Annotated in this window: 16 protein-coding genes and 1 pseudogene; 13 read left to right on the forward strand and 4 right to left on the reverse strand. The window is 65.9% G+C overall.

Going from position 1 to position 16,059, the window contains the following annotated elements; all coding sequences use genetic code 11:
* The first annotated feature begins 29 nt into the window (after window positions 1–29).
* The 6 genes from pyrR to IPK65_02445 are packed head-to-tail and all read left to right on the forward strand — an operon-like array spanning window position 30 to window position 4,566.
* Window positions 30–509, forward strand: a complete 480-nt coding sequence (pyrR, locus tag IPK65_02420) for a bifunctional pyr operon transcriptional regulator/uracil phosphoribosyltransferase PyrR (protein ID MBK8162030.1) — start codon at window positions 30–32, stop codon at window positions 507–509.
* An 8-nt stretch (window positions 510–517) separates the two neighbouring features.
* Window positions 518–1,501 carry an aspartate carbamoyltransferase catalytic subunit gene (locus IPK65_02425; GenBank protein ID MBK8162031.1) on the forward strand — a complete coding sequence of 328 codons (984 nt, stop codon included), beginning with the start codon at window positions 518–520 and terminating at the stop codon, window positions 1,499–1,501.
* On the forward strand, window positions 1,501–2,787 hold the full coding sequence (locus IPK65_02430; GenBank protein ID MBK8162032.1) for a dihydroorotase: 1,287 nt from the start codon (window positions 1,501–1,503) through the stop codon (window positions 2,785–2,787). The genes IPK65_02425 and IPK65_02430 overlap by 1 nt, the downstream gene beginning before the upstream one ends.
* 57 nt (window positions 2,788–2,844) lie before the next feature.
* Window positions 2,845–3,711, forward strand: coding sequence for a dihydroorotate dehydrogenase electron transfer subunit (locus IPK65_02435; GenBank protein MBK8162033.1), 867 nt, complete (start codon window positions 2,845–2,847; stop codon window positions 3,709–3,711).
* 13 nt (window positions 3,712–3,724) lie between these two features.
* On the forward strand, window positions 3,725–4,300 hold the full coding sequence (locus IPK65_02440) for a sigma-70 family RNA polymerase sigma factor (protein MBK8162034.1): 576 nt from the start codon (window positions 3,725–3,727) through the stop codon (window positions 4,298–4,300).
* Entirely contained in the window at window positions 4,297–4,566 is a 270-nt protein-coding gene (locus tag IPK65_02445; protein MBK8162035.1) for a zf-HC2 domain-containing protein, read from the forward strand. The genes IPK65_02440 and IPK65_02445 overlap by 4 nt, the downstream gene beginning before the upstream one ends.
* A 20-nt stretch (window positions 4,567–4,586) precedes the next feature.
* Here the strand turns inward: IPK65_02445 and IPK65_02450 are convergent, their stop codons facing one another.
* Genes IPK65_02450 through IPK65_02460 form a run of 3 tightly spaced genes read right to left on the reverse strand, consistent with a single transcriptional unit; the run spans window position 4,587 to window position 7,397 of the window.
* Window positions 4,587–5,957 (reverse strand): NAD(P)(+) transhydrogenase (Re/Si-specific) subunit beta, encoded by a 1,371-nt coding sequence (locus IPK65_02450; GenBank protein ID MBK8162036.1) that lies wholly within the window; start codon window positions 5,955–5,957, stop codon window positions 4,587–4,589.
* 1 nt (window position 5,958) lies between these two features.
* A complete protein-coding gene (locus IPK65_02455) occupies window positions 5,959–6,258 on the reverse strand; it encodes an NAD(P) transhydrogenase subunit alpha (GenBank protein ID MBK8162037.1) in 300 nt (99 codons plus the stop codon).
* On the reverse strand, window positions 6,255–7,397 hold the full coding sequence (locus IPK65_02460) for a Re/Si-specific NAD(P)(+) transhydrogenase subunit alpha (GenBank protein ID MBK8162038.1): 1,143 nt from the start codon (window positions 7,395–7,397) through the stop codon (window positions 6,255–6,257). The genes IPK65_02455 and IPK65_02460 overlap by 4 nt, the downstream gene beginning before the upstream one ends.
* Before the next feature lie 267 nt (window positions 7,398–7,664).
* On the opposite strand from IPK65_02460, the pseudogene galE reads away from it, so the two are divergent.
* From galE to IPK65_02475, 3 genes and pseudogenes are all read left to right on the forward strand, one after another.
* Window positions 7,665–8,654, forward strand: a pseudogene (galE, locus tag IPK65_02465) (UDP-glucose 4-epimerase GalE).
* 76 nt (window positions 8,655–8,730) lie between these two features.
* Complete coding sequence (locus IPK65_02470) at window positions 8,731–10,449, forward strand: proline--tRNA ligase (protein MBK8162039.1); 1,719 nt, start codon at window positions 8,731–8,733, stop codon at window positions 10,447–10,449.
* A 78-nt stretch (window positions 10,450–10,527) separates the two neighbouring features.
* Complete coding sequence (locus IPK65_02475) at window positions 10,528–11,106, forward strand: lytic transglycosylase domain-containing protein (protein MBK8162040.1); 579 nt, start codon at window positions 10,528–10,530, stop codon at window positions 11,104–11,106.
* Between the two features lie 105 nt (window positions 11,107–11,211).
* Here IPK65_02475 and ilvD read toward each other — a convergent pair whose 3' ends face one another.
* The gene (gene ilvD, locus IPK65_02480; protein ID MBK8162041.1) at window positions 11,212–12,891 is read right to left on the reverse strand and encodes a dihydroxy-acid dehydratase; all 1,680 of its coding nucleotides are present in this window, start codon (window positions 12,889–12,891) and stop codon (window positions 11,212–11,214) included.
* A 172-nt stretch (window positions 12,892–13,063) separates the two neighbouring features.
* Here ilvD and ttcA point away from each other — a divergent pair, with 172 nt between their 5' ends.
* The 4 genes from ttcA (at window position 13,064) to IPK65_02500 (ending at window position 16,057) form a co-directional block, all read left to right on the forward strand.
* On the forward strand, window positions 13,064–13,900 hold the full coding sequence (gene ttcA / locus IPK65_02485; GenBank protein MBK8162042.1) for a tRNA 2-thiocytidine(32) synthetase TtcA: 837 nt from the start codon (window positions 13,064–13,066) through the stop codon (window positions 13,898–13,900).
* Window positions 13,901–14,140: 240 nt separating this feature from the next.
* Window positions 14,141–14,440, forward strand: coding sequence for a DUF2282 domain-containing protein (locus IPK65_02490; protein MBK8162043.1), 300 nt, complete (start codon window positions 14,141–14,143; stop codon window positions 14,438–14,440).
* Window positions 14,437–15,288 carry a DUF692 domain-containing protein gene (locus IPK65_02495; GenBank protein ID MBK8162044.1) on the forward strand — a complete coding sequence of 284 codons (852 nt, stop codon included), beginning with the start codon at window positions 14,437–14,439 and terminating at the stop codon, window positions 15,286–15,288. The genes IPK65_02490 and IPK65_02495 overlap by 4 nt, the downstream gene beginning before the upstream one ends.
* Window positions 15,272–16,057: a putative DNA-binding domain-containing protein gene (locus IPK65_02500; GenBank protein ID MBK8162045.1), complete on the forward strand. Its 786-nt coding sequence runs from the start codon at window positions 15,272–15,274 to the stop codon at window positions 16,055–16,057. Before IPK65_02495 ends, IPK65_02500 begins: the two co-directional genes overlap by 17 nt.
* The last annotated feature ends 2 nt before the right edge of the window (window positions 16,058–16,059 follow it).

Consider the following 16,059-nt stretch of genomic DNA (forward strand, 5'->3'; position numbering starts at 1 on the left):
CCCTCAATCCGGAGCAGATCATCGCCGAAATGGCCGCGGCGCTGCGCACGCTGCTTGACGGCCAGGACATCGCCGACCCGGTCATGGTGGGCATCTACACCGGCGGCGTATGGATCGCCCAGCGGTTGCACCAGCTGCTGAGGCTCGAATGTCCACTCGGAACCCTCGATATCTCGTTCTACCGCGACGACTTCACCCGTGTCGGGATGAACCCGCAGGTGAGACCCTCCCTGCTGCCGGTCAACATCGAGGGCCGCCACATCATCCTGGTCGACGACGTGCTGAACACCGGCCGCACCATCCGCGCCGCCCTCAACGAGCTGTTCGATTACGGCCGGCCGGCCTCGATCCTGCTCGCCGTGCTGGTCGAGCGCGGCGGGCGCGAGCTGCCGATCCAGGCCGACGTGGTCGGGACGCGCGTCAAGGTCGCGCGCGACCAGCACATCAAGCTCCACGGGCCCGCACCGCTGCGCCTCAGCCTGGTCGAGTCTGCGCGGCCGAAGGTCTGAACCTGGCGATGGACAAGCGCAACCTGCAACTGGATGACAACGGGCAGCTGCGCCATTTCCTCACCATCGAAGGCCTCAAGCGCCAGTTGCTGATCGACATCCTGGACGCTGCCGAGTCCTTCAGCTCGGTCACCGAACAGACGGTGAAGAAGGTGCCGCTGCTGCGCGGCAAAACCATCGTCAACCTGTTTTTCGAAGCCAGCACCCGCACGCGCACCACCTTCGAGCTTGCCGCCAAGCGGCTCTCCGCCGACGTGCTCAACATCAACATCAACGCCTCGGCAACCTCCAAGGGCGAAACGCTGCTCGACACGCAACGCAACCTGGAAGCGATGCACTGCGACATGTTCGTCGTGCGCCATGCGGTCAGCGGAGCCGCCCATTTCATCGCGCGCCACGCCGCCGCCCACGTCAGCGTGATCAACGCCGGCGACGGCCGCCACGCCCACCCGACGCAGGCGATGCTCGACATGTTCACCATCCGCCACCACAAGGGCGATTTCCACCGGCTGCGCGTCGCCATTGTCGGTGACATCCTGCACTCGCGCGTGGCGCGCTCGCAGATCCATGCGCTCTCGACGCTGGGGGTGGAGGAGATCCGCGTGATCGGCCCCAAGACCCTGATCCCGCCCGAGGCACACACGCTGGGCGTGCACGTCCATCACGATCTGCGCGCGGGGCTGCGCGACATCGACGTCGTCATCATGCTGCGGCTGCAGCACGAACGCATGCTCGGCGCGTTCCTGCCGAGCGAGCACGAGTACTTCCAGCTCTACGGACTGACCGAGGCCAAACTCGAGCTGGCAAAGCCCGATGCGATCATCATGCACCCGGGGCCCATCAACCGCGGCGTTGAGATCGATTCCGCCGTCGCCGACGGACCGCAGTCGGTCATCCTGAACCAGGTGGCGCATGGCACCGCTGTGCGCATGGCGATCATGGCCAAGGCGATGCAGCGCCTCCCGTCCCCTCCTGCCCGGGAGCTGCACTGATGCGGGTACGGATCAGCGGCGGCCGCGTCATCGATCCCGCCAACGACGTCGACGGGCGCCTGGATCTCTTCGTCGCTGACGGAAGGGTCGCCGCCCTGGGCCGCGCGCCGGACGGCTTCGAGGCCGACCTCGTCATCGACGCCGCCAACCGCGTCGTCTGTCCCGGCCTGGTCGATCTGCGCGCCCACCTGCGCGAGCCCGGACATGAGCACAAGGCCACCATCGCGAGCGAATCCCGCGCCGCCGCGCACAGCGGCATCACCACGCTGTGCTGCCCGCCCACGACCCTGCCGCCGGTGGATACACCGGCGGTTGCCTCGCTGATCATGCGCCGCGCGGAGGCCGCCGGCCTAGCCCGCGTCGTGCCGCTCGGTGCCCTGACGCGGGGACTGGACGGCGAGCACCTGAGCGAGATGGCCGCGCTCAAGCAGGCAGGTTGCGTCGGCGTAAGCAACGACTTTCATGCGGTCGACAACCCGCTCATACTGAGCCGGGCGATGGAATACGCCGCCACCTTCGATCTCACCGTGTTCATCAACCCGCAGGATCCGCGCCTCGCCAACAACGGCACCGTACACGACGGTGCGGTGTGCAGCCGGCTCGGCCTCTCGGGCATACCGGCGGCGGCCGAGACGGTGGCGGTGGCGAGCTGCCTCGCCCTCGTGGAGCGCATCGGCGTGCGCACCCATTTTTCGCTGTTGTCGACCGCGCGCGGCGCGCAGATGATCGCGCGCGCGCAGCACGACGGCATGCCGGTGACCGCCGACGTAAGCGCCCACCACCTGCATCTGACTGAAAACGACGTGCTCGACTTCGACAGCCAGTGCCATGTAATGCCCCCGCTGCGCACGCTGCGTGATCGCGACGGCCTGCGCCAGTGGCTTTCGCGTGGCACCATCGCCGCGATCTGTTCCGATCACCAGCCGCACGAGGCCGACGCGAAGCTGGCACCGTTCGGGGAGACGGCGACCGGCATCTCCGCGCTCGAAACGCTGCTGCCGCTCAGCCTGCGCCTGGTCGATGACGGGGTGATGACCTTGAACGAGATGATCGCCAGCCTCACCGTGCGCCCGGCGCGCATCCTCGGCATAGAGGCGGGCGATCTTGCGCCGGGCCGGCGGGCCGATGTCTGCGTCTTCGATCCGGACCACTACTGGGTGCTGAACCGGGACCGCCTGGTCAGCCGCGGCCACAACACCCCGTTCCTGGACTGGGAACTCAAGGGGCGTGTCACGCACACCCTGCTCGCCGGCATTCCGGTGTACGCGCTCAAGCCCGGCGACTGACATCGCACACGCCGTGCTTTCCGGCCCGGCGCCGGATCTGCTATCTTGCACGACACGATGACGCACCGGGACACCATCCTGCTCGAAGACGGCGAGATCCTGAGCCAGCAGGCCCACGCAGGTGGACAGTACATCCTGCGACTCCAGGCTCCGCGCATCGCGCAGCGCGCGCGAGCCGGCAGCTTCGTCCACCTCGAATGCGATCCCCAGCTGCCCATGCGACGCCCGTTGTCGATCATGCGCGCGGACGCGAAGGCCGGCTGGATCGAACTGCTCTACCGGGTCTTCGGCGCCGGGACGCGCCTGCTCTCCCGGCGCGGTGTCGGGGCCCGGCTCAGCCTGCTGGGGCCGATCGGACGCCCGTTTTCACCGCATCCGGAACGGCCCCGCGCCCTGCTGCTCGGCGGGGGTGTCGGCATCCCGCCGATGATCTTCCTGGTGGATGAGATGCGCCGCGGCGGCGGTTACAGCCCGCTGGTGCTGATGGGTTCGGAGGTGCTGTTCCCGTTCACCACGCGCCCCTCGCAGATCCTCGTATCCGGCATGCCGGAAGGGACCATCGCCGCCATGCCGCTGATGGACGACTGGGGCATTCCCAGCCGGCTCGCCTCGCTCCAGGGCTATCCCGGCTGCTTCCACGGCTATGTCACCGACCTCGCGCGCCACTGGCTCGACGCGCTTGCGCCGGCGGAGCGCGAGGAAGTCGAAATCTTCGCCTGCGGACCGCATCCGATGCTGGAGGCGGCCGCGCGGCTGGCGCACGACTACACCCTGCCGTGCCAGGTTTCGCTGGAGGAATTCATGGCCTGCGCGGTGGGCGGCTGCGCGGGCTGCACGGTGCGCATTCGGACGCCGGACGGGCTGGCGATGAAGCGGGTGTGCGTCGACGGTCCCGTGTTCGACGCCGCCAGCGTGGTGTTCTAGGCCCGCCACCCCCGTGACGACCTCGGACCCCTCCACCTGGGTGGAACGGCACGGCAACGTGCTCTATCGATACGCCCTGTTGCGAACGCAGGACGCGGCGCTGGCCGAGGATCTGGTGCAGGAAACTTTCCTCGCCGCGCTCGGGGCCCGCGCACGGTTCTCCGGCCAGTCTTCCGAACAGACCTGGCTGATCGGCATACTCAAGCACAAGATGATCGATCATTTCCGCGTCCAGGCCGGCGCGCGCACGGAACAGGCACTGGCGGACGACGCGGACTACCTCGACGGTCTGTTCAGCTCCACGGGCCACTGGGCGCAGCCGCCCGCGGCCTGGGCCAGCCCGGAGGGCGCGCTCGAAACGGAGGATTTCTGGCGCGTGTTCCGCGCCTGCATCCGCAACCTGCCGGACCACCTGGCGGACCTGTTCATCCTGCGCGAGATCAACGACCTGCCGAGCCAGGACCTGTGTAAGGTTCTGGAGATTTCGACTACTAACAATATGTGGGTGATGCTCTCGCGGGCGCGCATGCGCCTGCGCGAGTGTCTCGATAAACACTGGTTCAACAAGGCCGGAGCCCGAGGCGCATGATATCCTGCCGCAAGGCGAGCGAATTGATCTCGCTGTCCCTGGACCGTCCGCTCGCCCTGCGCGAGCGGCTGACCCTCGGCCTGCATCTGTGCGGCTGTTCGATGTGCCGCGCCTATCGCCGCCAGGCGATGTTCATCCGGAATGTGGCGCAGGCGATGCTCGCGCGCATGCGGCGTCTTGCGCCCGGCGAGATGGAGCTGTCACCCTCCGCGGTCACTCGCATAACCCGTGCGCTGGATGCGGAGGACGGCGGGTCCGGTCCGTAACGCGGCGGAGCGGACCGGGCTCAGTGCAGCTGCTTGAACTGGTGGATGAGCTCGCCCACCACGCCCTGGGCGTCGCCGTACAGCATGCGGGCGTTGTCCTTGTAGAAGAGCTGGTTTTCGATGCCGGCGAAACCGGTGCCCTGGCCACGCTTGATCACCAGCACGTTCTCCGCCTTGTCCACGTTGAGGATGGGCATGCCGTAGATCGGGCTTGAGGTGTCGGTGCGCGCGGCGGGATTCACCACGTCGTTGGCGCCGATGACCAGGCCCACGTTGGCGGAACCGAACTCGGCATTGATGTCCTCCAGATCAAACAGCCGGTCATAGGGGACACCGGCCTCGGCGAGCAGCACGTTCATGTGGCCGGGCATGCGTCCTGCGACCGGATGAATGGCGAATTTCACCTCGACGCCGATCCTCTCGAGCAGGTCCATCAGCTCACGGATCTTGTGCTGGGCCTGGGCTACCGCCATGCCGTATCCCGGCACGATGATCACCTTGGCCGCGTAGCGCATCATCACCGCAGCGTCCTCGGTCTCGATCTGCCTGAGGCTGCCCTTGATCTCGCCTGCCTCGCCCGCGACGACCTTGCCGAAACCCCCGAACAGGACGTTCGAGATCGGCCGGTTCATCGCCTTGGCCATCAGCTGGGTGAGCAGCGTGCCGGCGGCGCCGACCACGGTGCCCGCCACGATCATCGCCGCGTTGCCGAGCGCGAAGCCCTCGAAGGCAACGGCCATGCCAGTGAGCGCGTTGTACAGCGAGATCACCACCGGCATGTCGGCGCCGCCGATCGGCAGGGTCATCAGGATGCCGTAGGCCAGCGCGGCAACGAAGAACAGCACGATCATGATCGTGATCGGATCGCCGCCTAGCAGGGTTGCACCCAGCAGTAGCGCCACCACCAGCACCACCAGGTTGAGCGCGTGCTGGGCGGGGAAGGTGATGGGCCGCCCTCCGATCAGTCCCTGCAGCTTGCCGAAGGCGATCATGCTGCCGCTGAACGCGACGGCTCCGATCAGGCCGCCGACCACACTGAGCAGGATCATGCCGGTCTGGTCCATCTCGCCGCGCAGCAGCTCGACCGCCGCGATCGCGGCGGCCGCGCCGCCGCCCATGCCATTGTAGATGGCAACCACCTGCGGCATGTCGGTCATCGCCACCTTGCCGCCGGTGTACCAGGCGACCCCCGCGCCGATCAGGATCGCCAGCAGCATCAGGCCGATGTTGTGCAGGCCCGGCGTCAGCATGGTGATGACGATGGCTAGCCCCATGGCCACGCCCGCCCATTTGATGCCGCTGCGCGCCGTCGCCGGCGAGCTCATGCGCTTGAGGCCGAGGATGAACAGGAATACGGTGAGGAAATACGCCGCCTGGATCAGGTGCTCCACGTCAGGTCCCCCTGCCCTTTTTCTTCGCCTCGAACATCTCCAGCATGCGCTCGGTCACCACGTAGCCGCCGACCGCGTTCATGGCGGCGAGCAGCACCCCGACGAAGCCGATCACCTGCTCGAGCGCCGTATCCGCATGCCCCAGCGCAACCATGGCGCCGACCAGCACGATCCCGTGGATGAAGTTGGATCCGGACATGAGCGGGGTGTGCAGGATGACCGGCACTCGACTGATGACCTCGTAGCCGGTGAAGGCCGCCAACACGAAGATGAACAGCGCCGCCCAGATGCCTTCGATCATCTCACGCCTCCCTCTATGCGTTCGCGCGTCGCCGCGTGGCGGATAGCGCCGTCATGGGTGACCGCACTGCCCGCCAGGATCTCGTCCGCCCAGTCGATGTGGAGCCCGCCGTCATCCCCGCGCAGCAGGCTAATGAAATTCTGGATGTTCTTGGAGTACATCGCGCTGGCGTGTACCGGCAGCATGCTCGGCACGTTCAGCGGGCCGTACACCGTCACGCCATGGTGCTCGAACTTCTCACCCGCGCGGGTCAGCGCACAGTTGCCGCCGCTCTCCGCCGCCAGGTCGAGGATCACGGCCCCCGGCTTCATCGCTTCGACGGTCGCTGCGGCGATCAGCTGCGGCGCGGCGCGACCCGGGATCTGAGCCGTGGTGATGACGACGTCGGCCTGACTGATGGAACGGCTGAGCAGCACCTGCTCGCGCTCCTTCTCCTCGGCGGTCAGTTCCCGCGCGTAGCCGCCCGCCGCCTCGGCGTCGAGCTCGACCTGGAGAAACTTCGCCCCCAGAGACTCGACCTGTTCGCGCGCTGCGCGCCGCACATCGTACGCTTCCACCACCGCGCCGAGCCGGCGCGCGGTGGCGATCGCCTGCAGCCCCGCCACGCCCGCGCCCAGAATCAGCACCTTGGCCGGCCGGATGGTGCCCGCCGCGGTGGTCAGCATGGGGAAAAACTGCGGGCACAGGTCGGCGGCGAGCAGCGCCGCCTTGTAGCCGGCGACCGTGCCCTGGGAGGACAGCGCATCCATGGACTGGGCGCGGGTGATGCGCGGCACCAGCTCCATGGCGAAGCTCGTCACGCCCTGGTCGCGCAGACGGCGGATCGCCTCGTCGTTGCGATGCGGCTGCAGATACCCGATCAGCACCAGGCCACGCCTGTACTGCGCGATCTCCTCCGGCGTCGGGGCCTGCACCTTGACCAGCACGTCCGCCTCGCGGCACAGCCCGCCGCGGTCCGCCACCAGGCGTGCTCCGGCTTCGGCATAGGCCCAGTCCAGGCAAAAGCTCGCGGCCCCGCTGCCGGGTTCGATCAGCACCTCAAAGCCCTGCTTGCTCAGGCGAGCAACCGTTTCGGGCACCAAGGCGACCCGGCGCTCCCCGGGGATCACTTCCCGCGTCACGCCCACGCGTATCGGCATTGCTTGTGGCTCCGCTCTTGCAGATTTCTGAAAAGTATCTGATTCCGTTGATCTTTGGTCGACCGGCCGGATTAGGCAACAAAGTGCGCCATTTTACGAGAGTTGGCGACGGCGGGCAACCGAGAAGATTGGATCAGGGGCGACCGTCTGCCACCTCGCAGGGGCGGTACCGGCTCAGCGTCGTGCTACAGTTGTCGATAATCCCGTTCAAGGGCGGTCCGCAGACATCGCCGCGAGCGGGCAGAATTTATCAACGGACGGTACAGCATGAGCAAAGCGGGTATCTTGGTCACCGGCGGGGCGGGCTACATCGGCAGCCACGTCGTCAAGCAACTGGGTGAGCGCGGCGAGCGCGTGGTGGTGCTGGACAACCTGTGCACCGGTTTCCGCGAGTCCGTGCTGTACGGCGAGTTCGTCGAGGGCGACAGCGGAGACATGGCGCTGGTCGAACGCCTGCTGCGCGACCATGCGATCACATCGGTCATGCACTTTGCCGCACATATCTGGGTCCCGGAATCGGTGGCCGACCCCCTCAAGTATTATCGCAACAACACCAGCAACACGCGCAACCTGCTCGAATGCTGCGCCCGGACCGGCATCGAACACTTCGTGTTCTCCTCCACGGCGGCAGTCTATGGCACACCGGCGGTGGACCTCATCTCGGAAGAGATGCCGACCGTACCGATCAATCCCTATGGCACCTCCAAGCTGATGAGCGAATGGATGCTGCGCGACCTCGCCCGGGCGAGCGATCTGCGCTATGTCATCCTGCGCTATTTCAATGTGGCCGGCGCCGATCCCGGCGGACGGATCGGCCAATCCACTCCGGAATGTACCCATCTGGTCAAGATCGCCTGCGAGGCCGTCACCGGCAAGCGGTCGCAGGTCCATGTCTTCGGCACCGACTACCCGACCACGGACGGCAGCGGCGTGCGCGATTATATCCATGTGGAAGATCTCGCCAGCGCCCACCTCAAGGCGCTGGATTACCTGCGCGGCGGTGGAGCCTGCACGACGCTCAATTGCGGCTACGGCCACGGTTACAGCGTGCGCGAGGTACTGGATGCGGTACAGCGGGTCACCGGTGCCAGGCTGAATATCGTCGAAGTCCCCGCGCCGCCCCGGGGACCCGCCGACGCTGGTCGCCGATTCGGCACATCTGCGCAGCAACTGGGATGGGAACCGCGCCACGATGACATGGAGTTCATCAGGACCGCGTTGAACTGGGAACGCAAGCTGCGCGCACGCGCGAGGTGATCCGCGCGCTTCCGCTATCGCGGCCGCCGATGCATAATGGCGCCCAATCCATCCGCCAATGCACGGCAGCAAATCCATGAGACTCGCACGCTACCTGCTCGCCACCGTCAAGGAAACCCCCTCCGACGCCGAGATCGTCAGCCACCAGCTGATGCTGCGCGCCGGCATGATCCGCCGCCTCGCCGCCGGACTGTACACCTGGATGCCGCTCGGCCTGCGTGTGCTGCGCAAGGTCGAGGCGATCGTGCGCGAGGAGATGGATCGCGCCGGCGCGCAGGAGGTGCTGATGCCCGCAGTACAGCCGGCCGAGCTGTGGCAGGAATCCGGACGCTGGGAATTCTACGGCCCCGAACTACTGCGCCTTAGGGACCGCCACCAGCGCGATTTCTGCTTCGGCCCGACCCACGAGGAGGTCATCACCGACCTGATCCGGCGCGAGATCCGCAGCTACAAGCAGTTGCCGGCGAACTTCTACCAGATCCAGACCAAGTTCCGCGACGAGATCCGCCCGCGCTTCGGCGTGATGCGGGCGCGCGAGTTCCTGATGAAGGATGCCTATTCATTCCATCTCGATCAGGCCTCGCTGCAGGAAACCTATGACGAGATGTATCGCACCTATACGCGTATCTTCACCCGGCTGGGGCTCGAATTCCGTGCCGTGCGTGCCGATACCGGCGCGATCGGCGGCAGCCACTCGCATGAATTCCACGTGCTGGCCGCCTCCGGAGAGGACGCCATCGCCTTCGCCAGCGACGGCGACTACGCGGCCAATGTGGAGCTGGCCGAGGCCATGCCGCCGGCGCAGGTGCGTCCGGCCGCGCGCGCGGCGATGCGCGAGGTATCGACGCCGCAGCAGCATACCATCGAGGACGTGAGCGGATTCCTGGGCGTGGCGCCGCAGCTTTGCCTGAAAACCCTGCTGGTGAAAGGCCGCGACGGGGGTGTCGTCGCGCTGGTGCTGCGCGGCGACCACGAACTGAACGCGATCAAGGCAGGCAAGCTGTCCGAGATTGCCGAACCGCTCGCCTTCGCAGGCGCGGATGAGATCCGCGCCGCGGCAGGCAGCGGCGCGGGTTCGCTTGGGCCTGTCGGCCTCAAAGTGCCGCTCATCGTCGATCGCAGCGCGGCGCAGGCCGCCGATTTCGTGTGCGGGGCGAACCGCGACGGCTACCACCTGACCGGCGTCAACTGGGGACGCGACCTGCCGGAACCGCGCACCGCCGACCTGCGCAATGTCGTCGACGGCGATCCATCGCCCGACGGCAGAGGGACACTCGCGATCCGGCGCGGCATCGAGGTCGGACACATATTCCAGCTCGGCCAGAAATACAGCTCGGCAATGAACGCTGCCTGTCTGGATGAACAGGGGCGGAGCGTCACCATGACGATGGGCTGCTACGGCATCGGGGTATCGCGCATCGTCGCCGCCGCGATCGAGCAGAACCATGACGAACGCGGCATCGTCTGGCCGGAGGCGCTTGCCCCGTTCGCGGCCGTGGTGCTGCCGCTCAACGCGCATAAATCGCATCGCGTGCGCGAGGCGGCGGACCGCCTGTACCAGGAACTGCGGGAAAACGGCATCGAGACCCTGTACGACGACCGCGGCGAACGTCCGGGCGTAATGTTCGCCGACAGCGACCTGATCGGCATACCGCACCGCCTGGTCGTCGCCGAGAAGGGCCTGGATGCCGGCACCGTCGAATACAAGCACCGGCGCGGCGCGGAAGTACGGCATATTCCGCTGTCCGAGCTGATTCCCCTCCTCAAGTCCGCCCGCGCCGCAACCGATATTTAGAGGGTATCCGCACCGCACCCCGTCAGATTGAACGGGGCAGCGGGCCGGCAACCGGGCCCCTGTGCCCCGACCCTCGCCATGTATCGACACCTTGCCATCCTGCTGCTCCCCATCCTGCTGATCACCACGGCGCACGCCGCGGTCGTCGAGCAGCGGGACGACTCCGAACTGCGCAACGCCCTGCTCGCGGCGATCCAGGACAACAACAGCTTCGAGGATCGCTTCGAGGCCGAGGTGTGGCTGTTGGACATGTCCAACCGGCTGCGCAAAAAGGTACCGGACGCCGGGGAACGCATCGAGCTGCTGAAAATGATCCACCACGAGGCCGCCCGCGTGAACGTGCCGCCCGAACTCGTGCTGGCGGTCATCGAGGTGGAGAGCAATTTCGACCGCTGGGCGGTCTCGAGCGCCGGCGCGCAGGGACTGATGCAGGTAATGCCGTTCTGGCTGGCCGAGCTCGGCCGGCCCGACGACAGCCTGCAGCAGCCGCACATCAACCTGCGCCTCGGCTGTACCATCCTGCGACATTATCTCGACCGCGAACGCGGCGACCTCAGGCGCGCGCTGGCACGCTACAACGGCAGCCCCCTCATCAACATGAACAGCTATCCGCAGCGCGTGCTGGACGCGCTGCGGATACGCTGGTACCGGCAATAAATCAGCATGGGGACAGATTTGAAATCTGTCCCCATGCATTACTTCCAACGCGCTGACCGAAACTGAAAAATGGGAACGGATCGGAAACCGTCCCCGATGACCCTTCTATTCATCCGTTACACAGCCCTGCGAGGCGTCCTTGACGTTCTTGATGAACTTGTAGAGTGTTCCCCGCATAGCCTTGTAGGGCGGCATGCGCCAGACGGCGCGGCGGCGCTCCAGTTCGGCGGCGTCGAGCGCGACCGACAGGGTGTTCGCCGCGGCGTCGATGGTGATACGGTCACCGTCGCGGATCAGGGCGATCGGACCACCCTCCTGCGCCTCCGGCACCACGTGCCCGATGATGAAACCGTGCGAGCCGCCGGAGAACCTGCCATCGGTCACCATCGCAACGTCATTCCCCAGGCCCGCGCCCATGATGGCCGAAGTCGGCGTCAGCATCTCCGGCATGCCCGGCCCGCCCTTGGGACCCTCGTAGCGGATCACCACCACGTCGCCCTTGGCGATGCGGCCCTGCTCGAGCGCGGCGAGCATGTCCTCTTCGGCGTCGAACACGCGCGCCGGACCGGAGAATTGCACGCCCTCCTTGCCGGTGATCTTCGCGACCGCGCCTCCGGGCGCGAGGTTGCCCTTCAGGATGCGGATATGTCCGCTCGGCTTGATCGGACGCTCGAGCGGCACGATCACCTGCTGTCCCGTTGCCAGTCCGGGCAGGTCCGCGAGGTTCTCGGCAAGGGTGCGCCCGGTGACTGTCAGGCAACTTCCGTCAAGCAGTCCGTGCGCGAGCAGGTACTTCATCACCGCCGGCGTGCCGCCGACTGTGTGCAGATCCTCCATGACGTACTTGCCGCTCGGCTTGAGGTCGGCGATTAGCGGGATGCGGTCGCTCACCGACTGGAAGTCGTCGATGCCGAGCTCCACGTCTACCGCGCGCGCCATTGCGATCAGGTGCAGCACTGCGTTGGTCGATCCGCCGAGCGCCATCACCACCACCATCGCGTTCTCGAACGCGGCGCGCGTCATAATGTCACGCGGTTTGATGTCGCGCTCGAGCAGTACGCGGATCGCGGCCCCGGCGCGGCGGCACTCCTCGATCTTCCGCGCATCGACCGCCGGCGTCGACGAACTGTACGGCAGGCTCATACCGAGCGCCTCGATGGCGGCGGCCATGGTATTCGCGGTATACATGCCGCCGCAGGCGCCCGGACCGGGGCAGGAGTTCCGGACGATGCCCTCGCGCGTCGGTTCATCGATGCGCCCGGCGATGAACTCGCCGTAGCTCTGGAAGGCCGACACGATATCGAGCGTACGCTCCCCGCTGTGCCCCGGCTTGATCGTTCCGCCGTAGACCATCAGGGCCGGGCGGTTGAGGCGTCCTATGGCGATCATGCAGCCGGGCATGTTCTTGTCGCAGCCCGGGATGGAGATGTTGGCGTCGTACCACTGGGCACCCATCACGGTCTCGATCGAGTCGGCGATGATCTCGCGCGATTGCAGCGAATAGCTCATGCCCTCGGTGCCCATCGAGATCCCGTCGCTGACGCCGATGGTGTTGAAGCGCATGCCGACGAGCCCGACCGCCTGCACCCCCTCCTTCACGTAGGCGGCGAGGTCGTTGAGGTGCATATTGCAGGTGTTGCCCTCCCACCACACGCTGGCGATGCCGACCTCGGCCTTGGCCATGTCCTCCTCGGCGAGGCCGGTGCCGTAGAGCATGGCCTGGGAGGCCCCCTGGGACTTCGGCGCGGTGATGCGGCTGCTGTACTTGTTCAACTTGCGGGACATCGTCTTCTCCAATCCTCTCGCGGGCATTTGACCGTATAATAGGGGCCCTACAGCATAGCAAAGTGTGGTGCGGAATCTCAGCGTGCGAACCGCCCTTCCCGCGCGACCGGCCGTGCGGGATCCAGGCACCCGCCGGATTGCACCTCAAGCCATTGTTATCCCGGGGAATCGGATGAACGCGGAAAAGATCGAACGCAAGCTGCTGAACTATCTGGGCAAGGCCATCGCCGATTACCATATGATCCAGCGCGGCGACCGCATCCTGGTCTGCCTCTCCGGCGGCAAGGATTCCTACACCCTGCTCACACTGCTCAACAAGCTGCGCCTGCGCTCGCGCGGCCGCTTCGAGATCTTCTCCTACACGCTCGACCAGGGTCAACCGGGCTGGGATGACCGCGCCATGCGCGAGTGGCTGCTCGCGAGCGGAATCCCGCATGCCATCGAAGGGCGCGACACCTATTCCATAGTCATGGAAAAGATCCCGGAGGGAAAGACCTACTGCTCGCTGTGCTCGCGCCTGCGGCGCGGCAATATCTACCGCTACGCGGCCGAGAACGGCTTCAACAAGATCGCCCTCGGCCATCACCGTGACGACCTGATCCAGAGCCTGTTGATGTCGATACTCTACAGCGGTGAGATCCGCTCCATGCCGCCCAAGCTGCTGACCGACAACAAGCGGCATATCGTCATCCGGCCGCTGGCCTATTGCCAGGAACAGGACATCATCGCCTACGCCCAGGCGCAGAACTTTCCCATCATCCCGTGCAACCTGTGCGGCTCGCAGGAGAACATGACACGGCGCAAGATCAGGCAGCTGATCCAGGATCTTGCCCGCGACAACCCCAAGGTCCCGAGCAACATCCTCAGCGCCCTCGGCAACCTGCAGGTGAGCCAGCTGATGGACCGCGCCCTGTGGAATTTCCGCGAGCTCGAATCCTGCCTGGAGATTCCCGCTGCCAATACGGAGCCGACAGATACCACCGGCGAGCTCTCGCCGGCCTTGTGGTAAGACACACCGGCGCAGCATCCGATAACGACGCCCATTCACTCCACCCCTCGCCCCGTCTCACCATCGGCCGGACCGGTCGTCCGGACAATTTGCATCAGTCGTGTAAGCAATCCCGGGGACACCCGACTAACTGTCAGTAACGCGTGAGCCGGCGCGCTGTCGCCGGCCACGTGTTGCACGACGCGGGGACCGCGCAGCGGCGCCCCGCACCCTCTGTCATGACTTACGAAGGAGCTATCCATGAACAAACAGATCGCACTGCGTTCCGCCATCGCGGGCCTCATCGCCCTGGGCATGTCCGGTGCCGGCAGCCTGGCTGCGGCGGACGACGCCATGAAAATGGCCGGGCCGGGCAAGATGGCGAAGGGCGCTGAAAAATGTTACGGCATCGCCAAGGCCGGGATGAACGACTGCGCCGGCAAGAATGCGCCCCATGCCTGCGCCGGGCAGGCCGAACAGGACCGGGCATCGTACGATTTCGTGTATGTGCCGTCCGGCACCTGCCAGAAGATCGCCGGCGGCTCAACCACCTCATCATGACACCGCTCCTGTCGAGGCAAGATACGATCCCGGCTCGCGCCGGGATCGGTTTACGTTCCCGGCATGTACGGGAATTCCTGGAGACCCGGCCACAGGTTGCCTGGTGCGAGGTGCACAGTGAGAATTATTTCGCCGACGGCGGTCCGTCGCTGCGCGCGCTCGAACTCGTCCGCGCCGACTACCCGCTCAGCCTCCACGGCGTCGGCCTGTCGCTCGGTTCCTGCGACCCCCTGGATATGCGCCACCTGCGCCGCCTCAGATCCCTCATCGAGCGCAGCAGCCCCGCCCTGGTATCGGATCACCTGAGCTGGAGTTCGATCGCAGGACGCTTCGCCAACGATCTGCTGCCACTACCCTATACCGAGGAGGCGCTGATCCACCTGTGCCGGAGGATCGACGAGACCCAGGGGTACCTCGCGCGGCAGATCCTGATCGAGAACCCGTCGACCTACCTGCAATACGCGGATTCTGTGATGCCGGAATGGGAGTTCATATCGGAGCTCGCTCGCCGCACCGGCTGCGGAATCCTGCTCGACGTCAATAACGTCTATATCAGTGCCGTCAATCACGGCGACGATCCCGCCGCCTACCTGCGGAACATCGATCCGCAGCGGATCGAGGAGATCCATCTCGCCGGCTTCGAGGACAACGCCGAACTTCTGATAGACACTCACAGCAGGCCGGTGCACGCGGAGGTCTGGGAACTCTTTCGTCTGGCACTGCAGAGATTCGGTGACCGTCCCACCCTGATCGAATGGGACATCAATCTCCCGCCGCTGGATGTGCTGCTCGCAGAGGCCGGCAAGGCACAGGCGATCCTGGAGAGGGACAATGCCGTCGCTGCGTGAGCTACAGCAGGAGTTCATGCGGGCATTGTTGATGCGCGGGAACGGGGTAATTCCCGGCTTAGTCAAACAGGGCGCCGCGCGCGGCATCTCAGCCTATCGCAATACCTCACATGCCAACCTGCACAACGCGCTGCGCGGCGTCTACCCAGTGATCGAGCGACTTGTCGGCCGGGAGTTTTTCGCCTATGCGGCGGACGCTTATATGGAGTATGCCCCTTCGACCAGCGGCGACCTCAATCATTTTGGAATGAGATTTCCCGAGTTCCTGCGCTCATTCCCGCCGGCACGGGCATTGGCGTACCTTGTGGACGTGGCTGTGCTGGAGCGAGCCCGCCATGAGGTGCATGACGCCGCCGAGGCGGATCCGGTGGTTCCCCGGCACCTCGCGACTATGGCACCGGAGGATTACGGGCGGCTGGTCTGCATACCGCATCCCGCCACGCGCCTGGTGGGATCACCTTATCCGGTCCTCTCCATATGGGAAAGAAACCAGGCTTCGTATAGCGGAGACCCGTCCGTTGATCTGCGCCAGGGGGGCGACGACCTGCTGGTGCGGAGAGCGGCGTCGGGCCTTGTTGTTGTCGAGCGTCTGGCCACAGCCGACTGGCTACTTCTCTCCAGGCTCGCGCAGGGGGCGTGCCTGGAGGAGGCGCTCAATACCCTGCCGGACTCTATTCAGAATTTCGACTTCACCGCCGCGCTGCAGCGATTCTTCGGCGATGGCGTGCTGATTGATGTCTATCTTCCGATCTCCAGGAGGCAGAAATAGCC

It is taken from the genome of Gammaproteobacteria bacterium, from assembly GCA_016712635.1.
GTDB lineage: Bacteria > Pseudomonadota > Gammaproteobacteria > SZUA-140 > SZUA-140 > JADJWH01.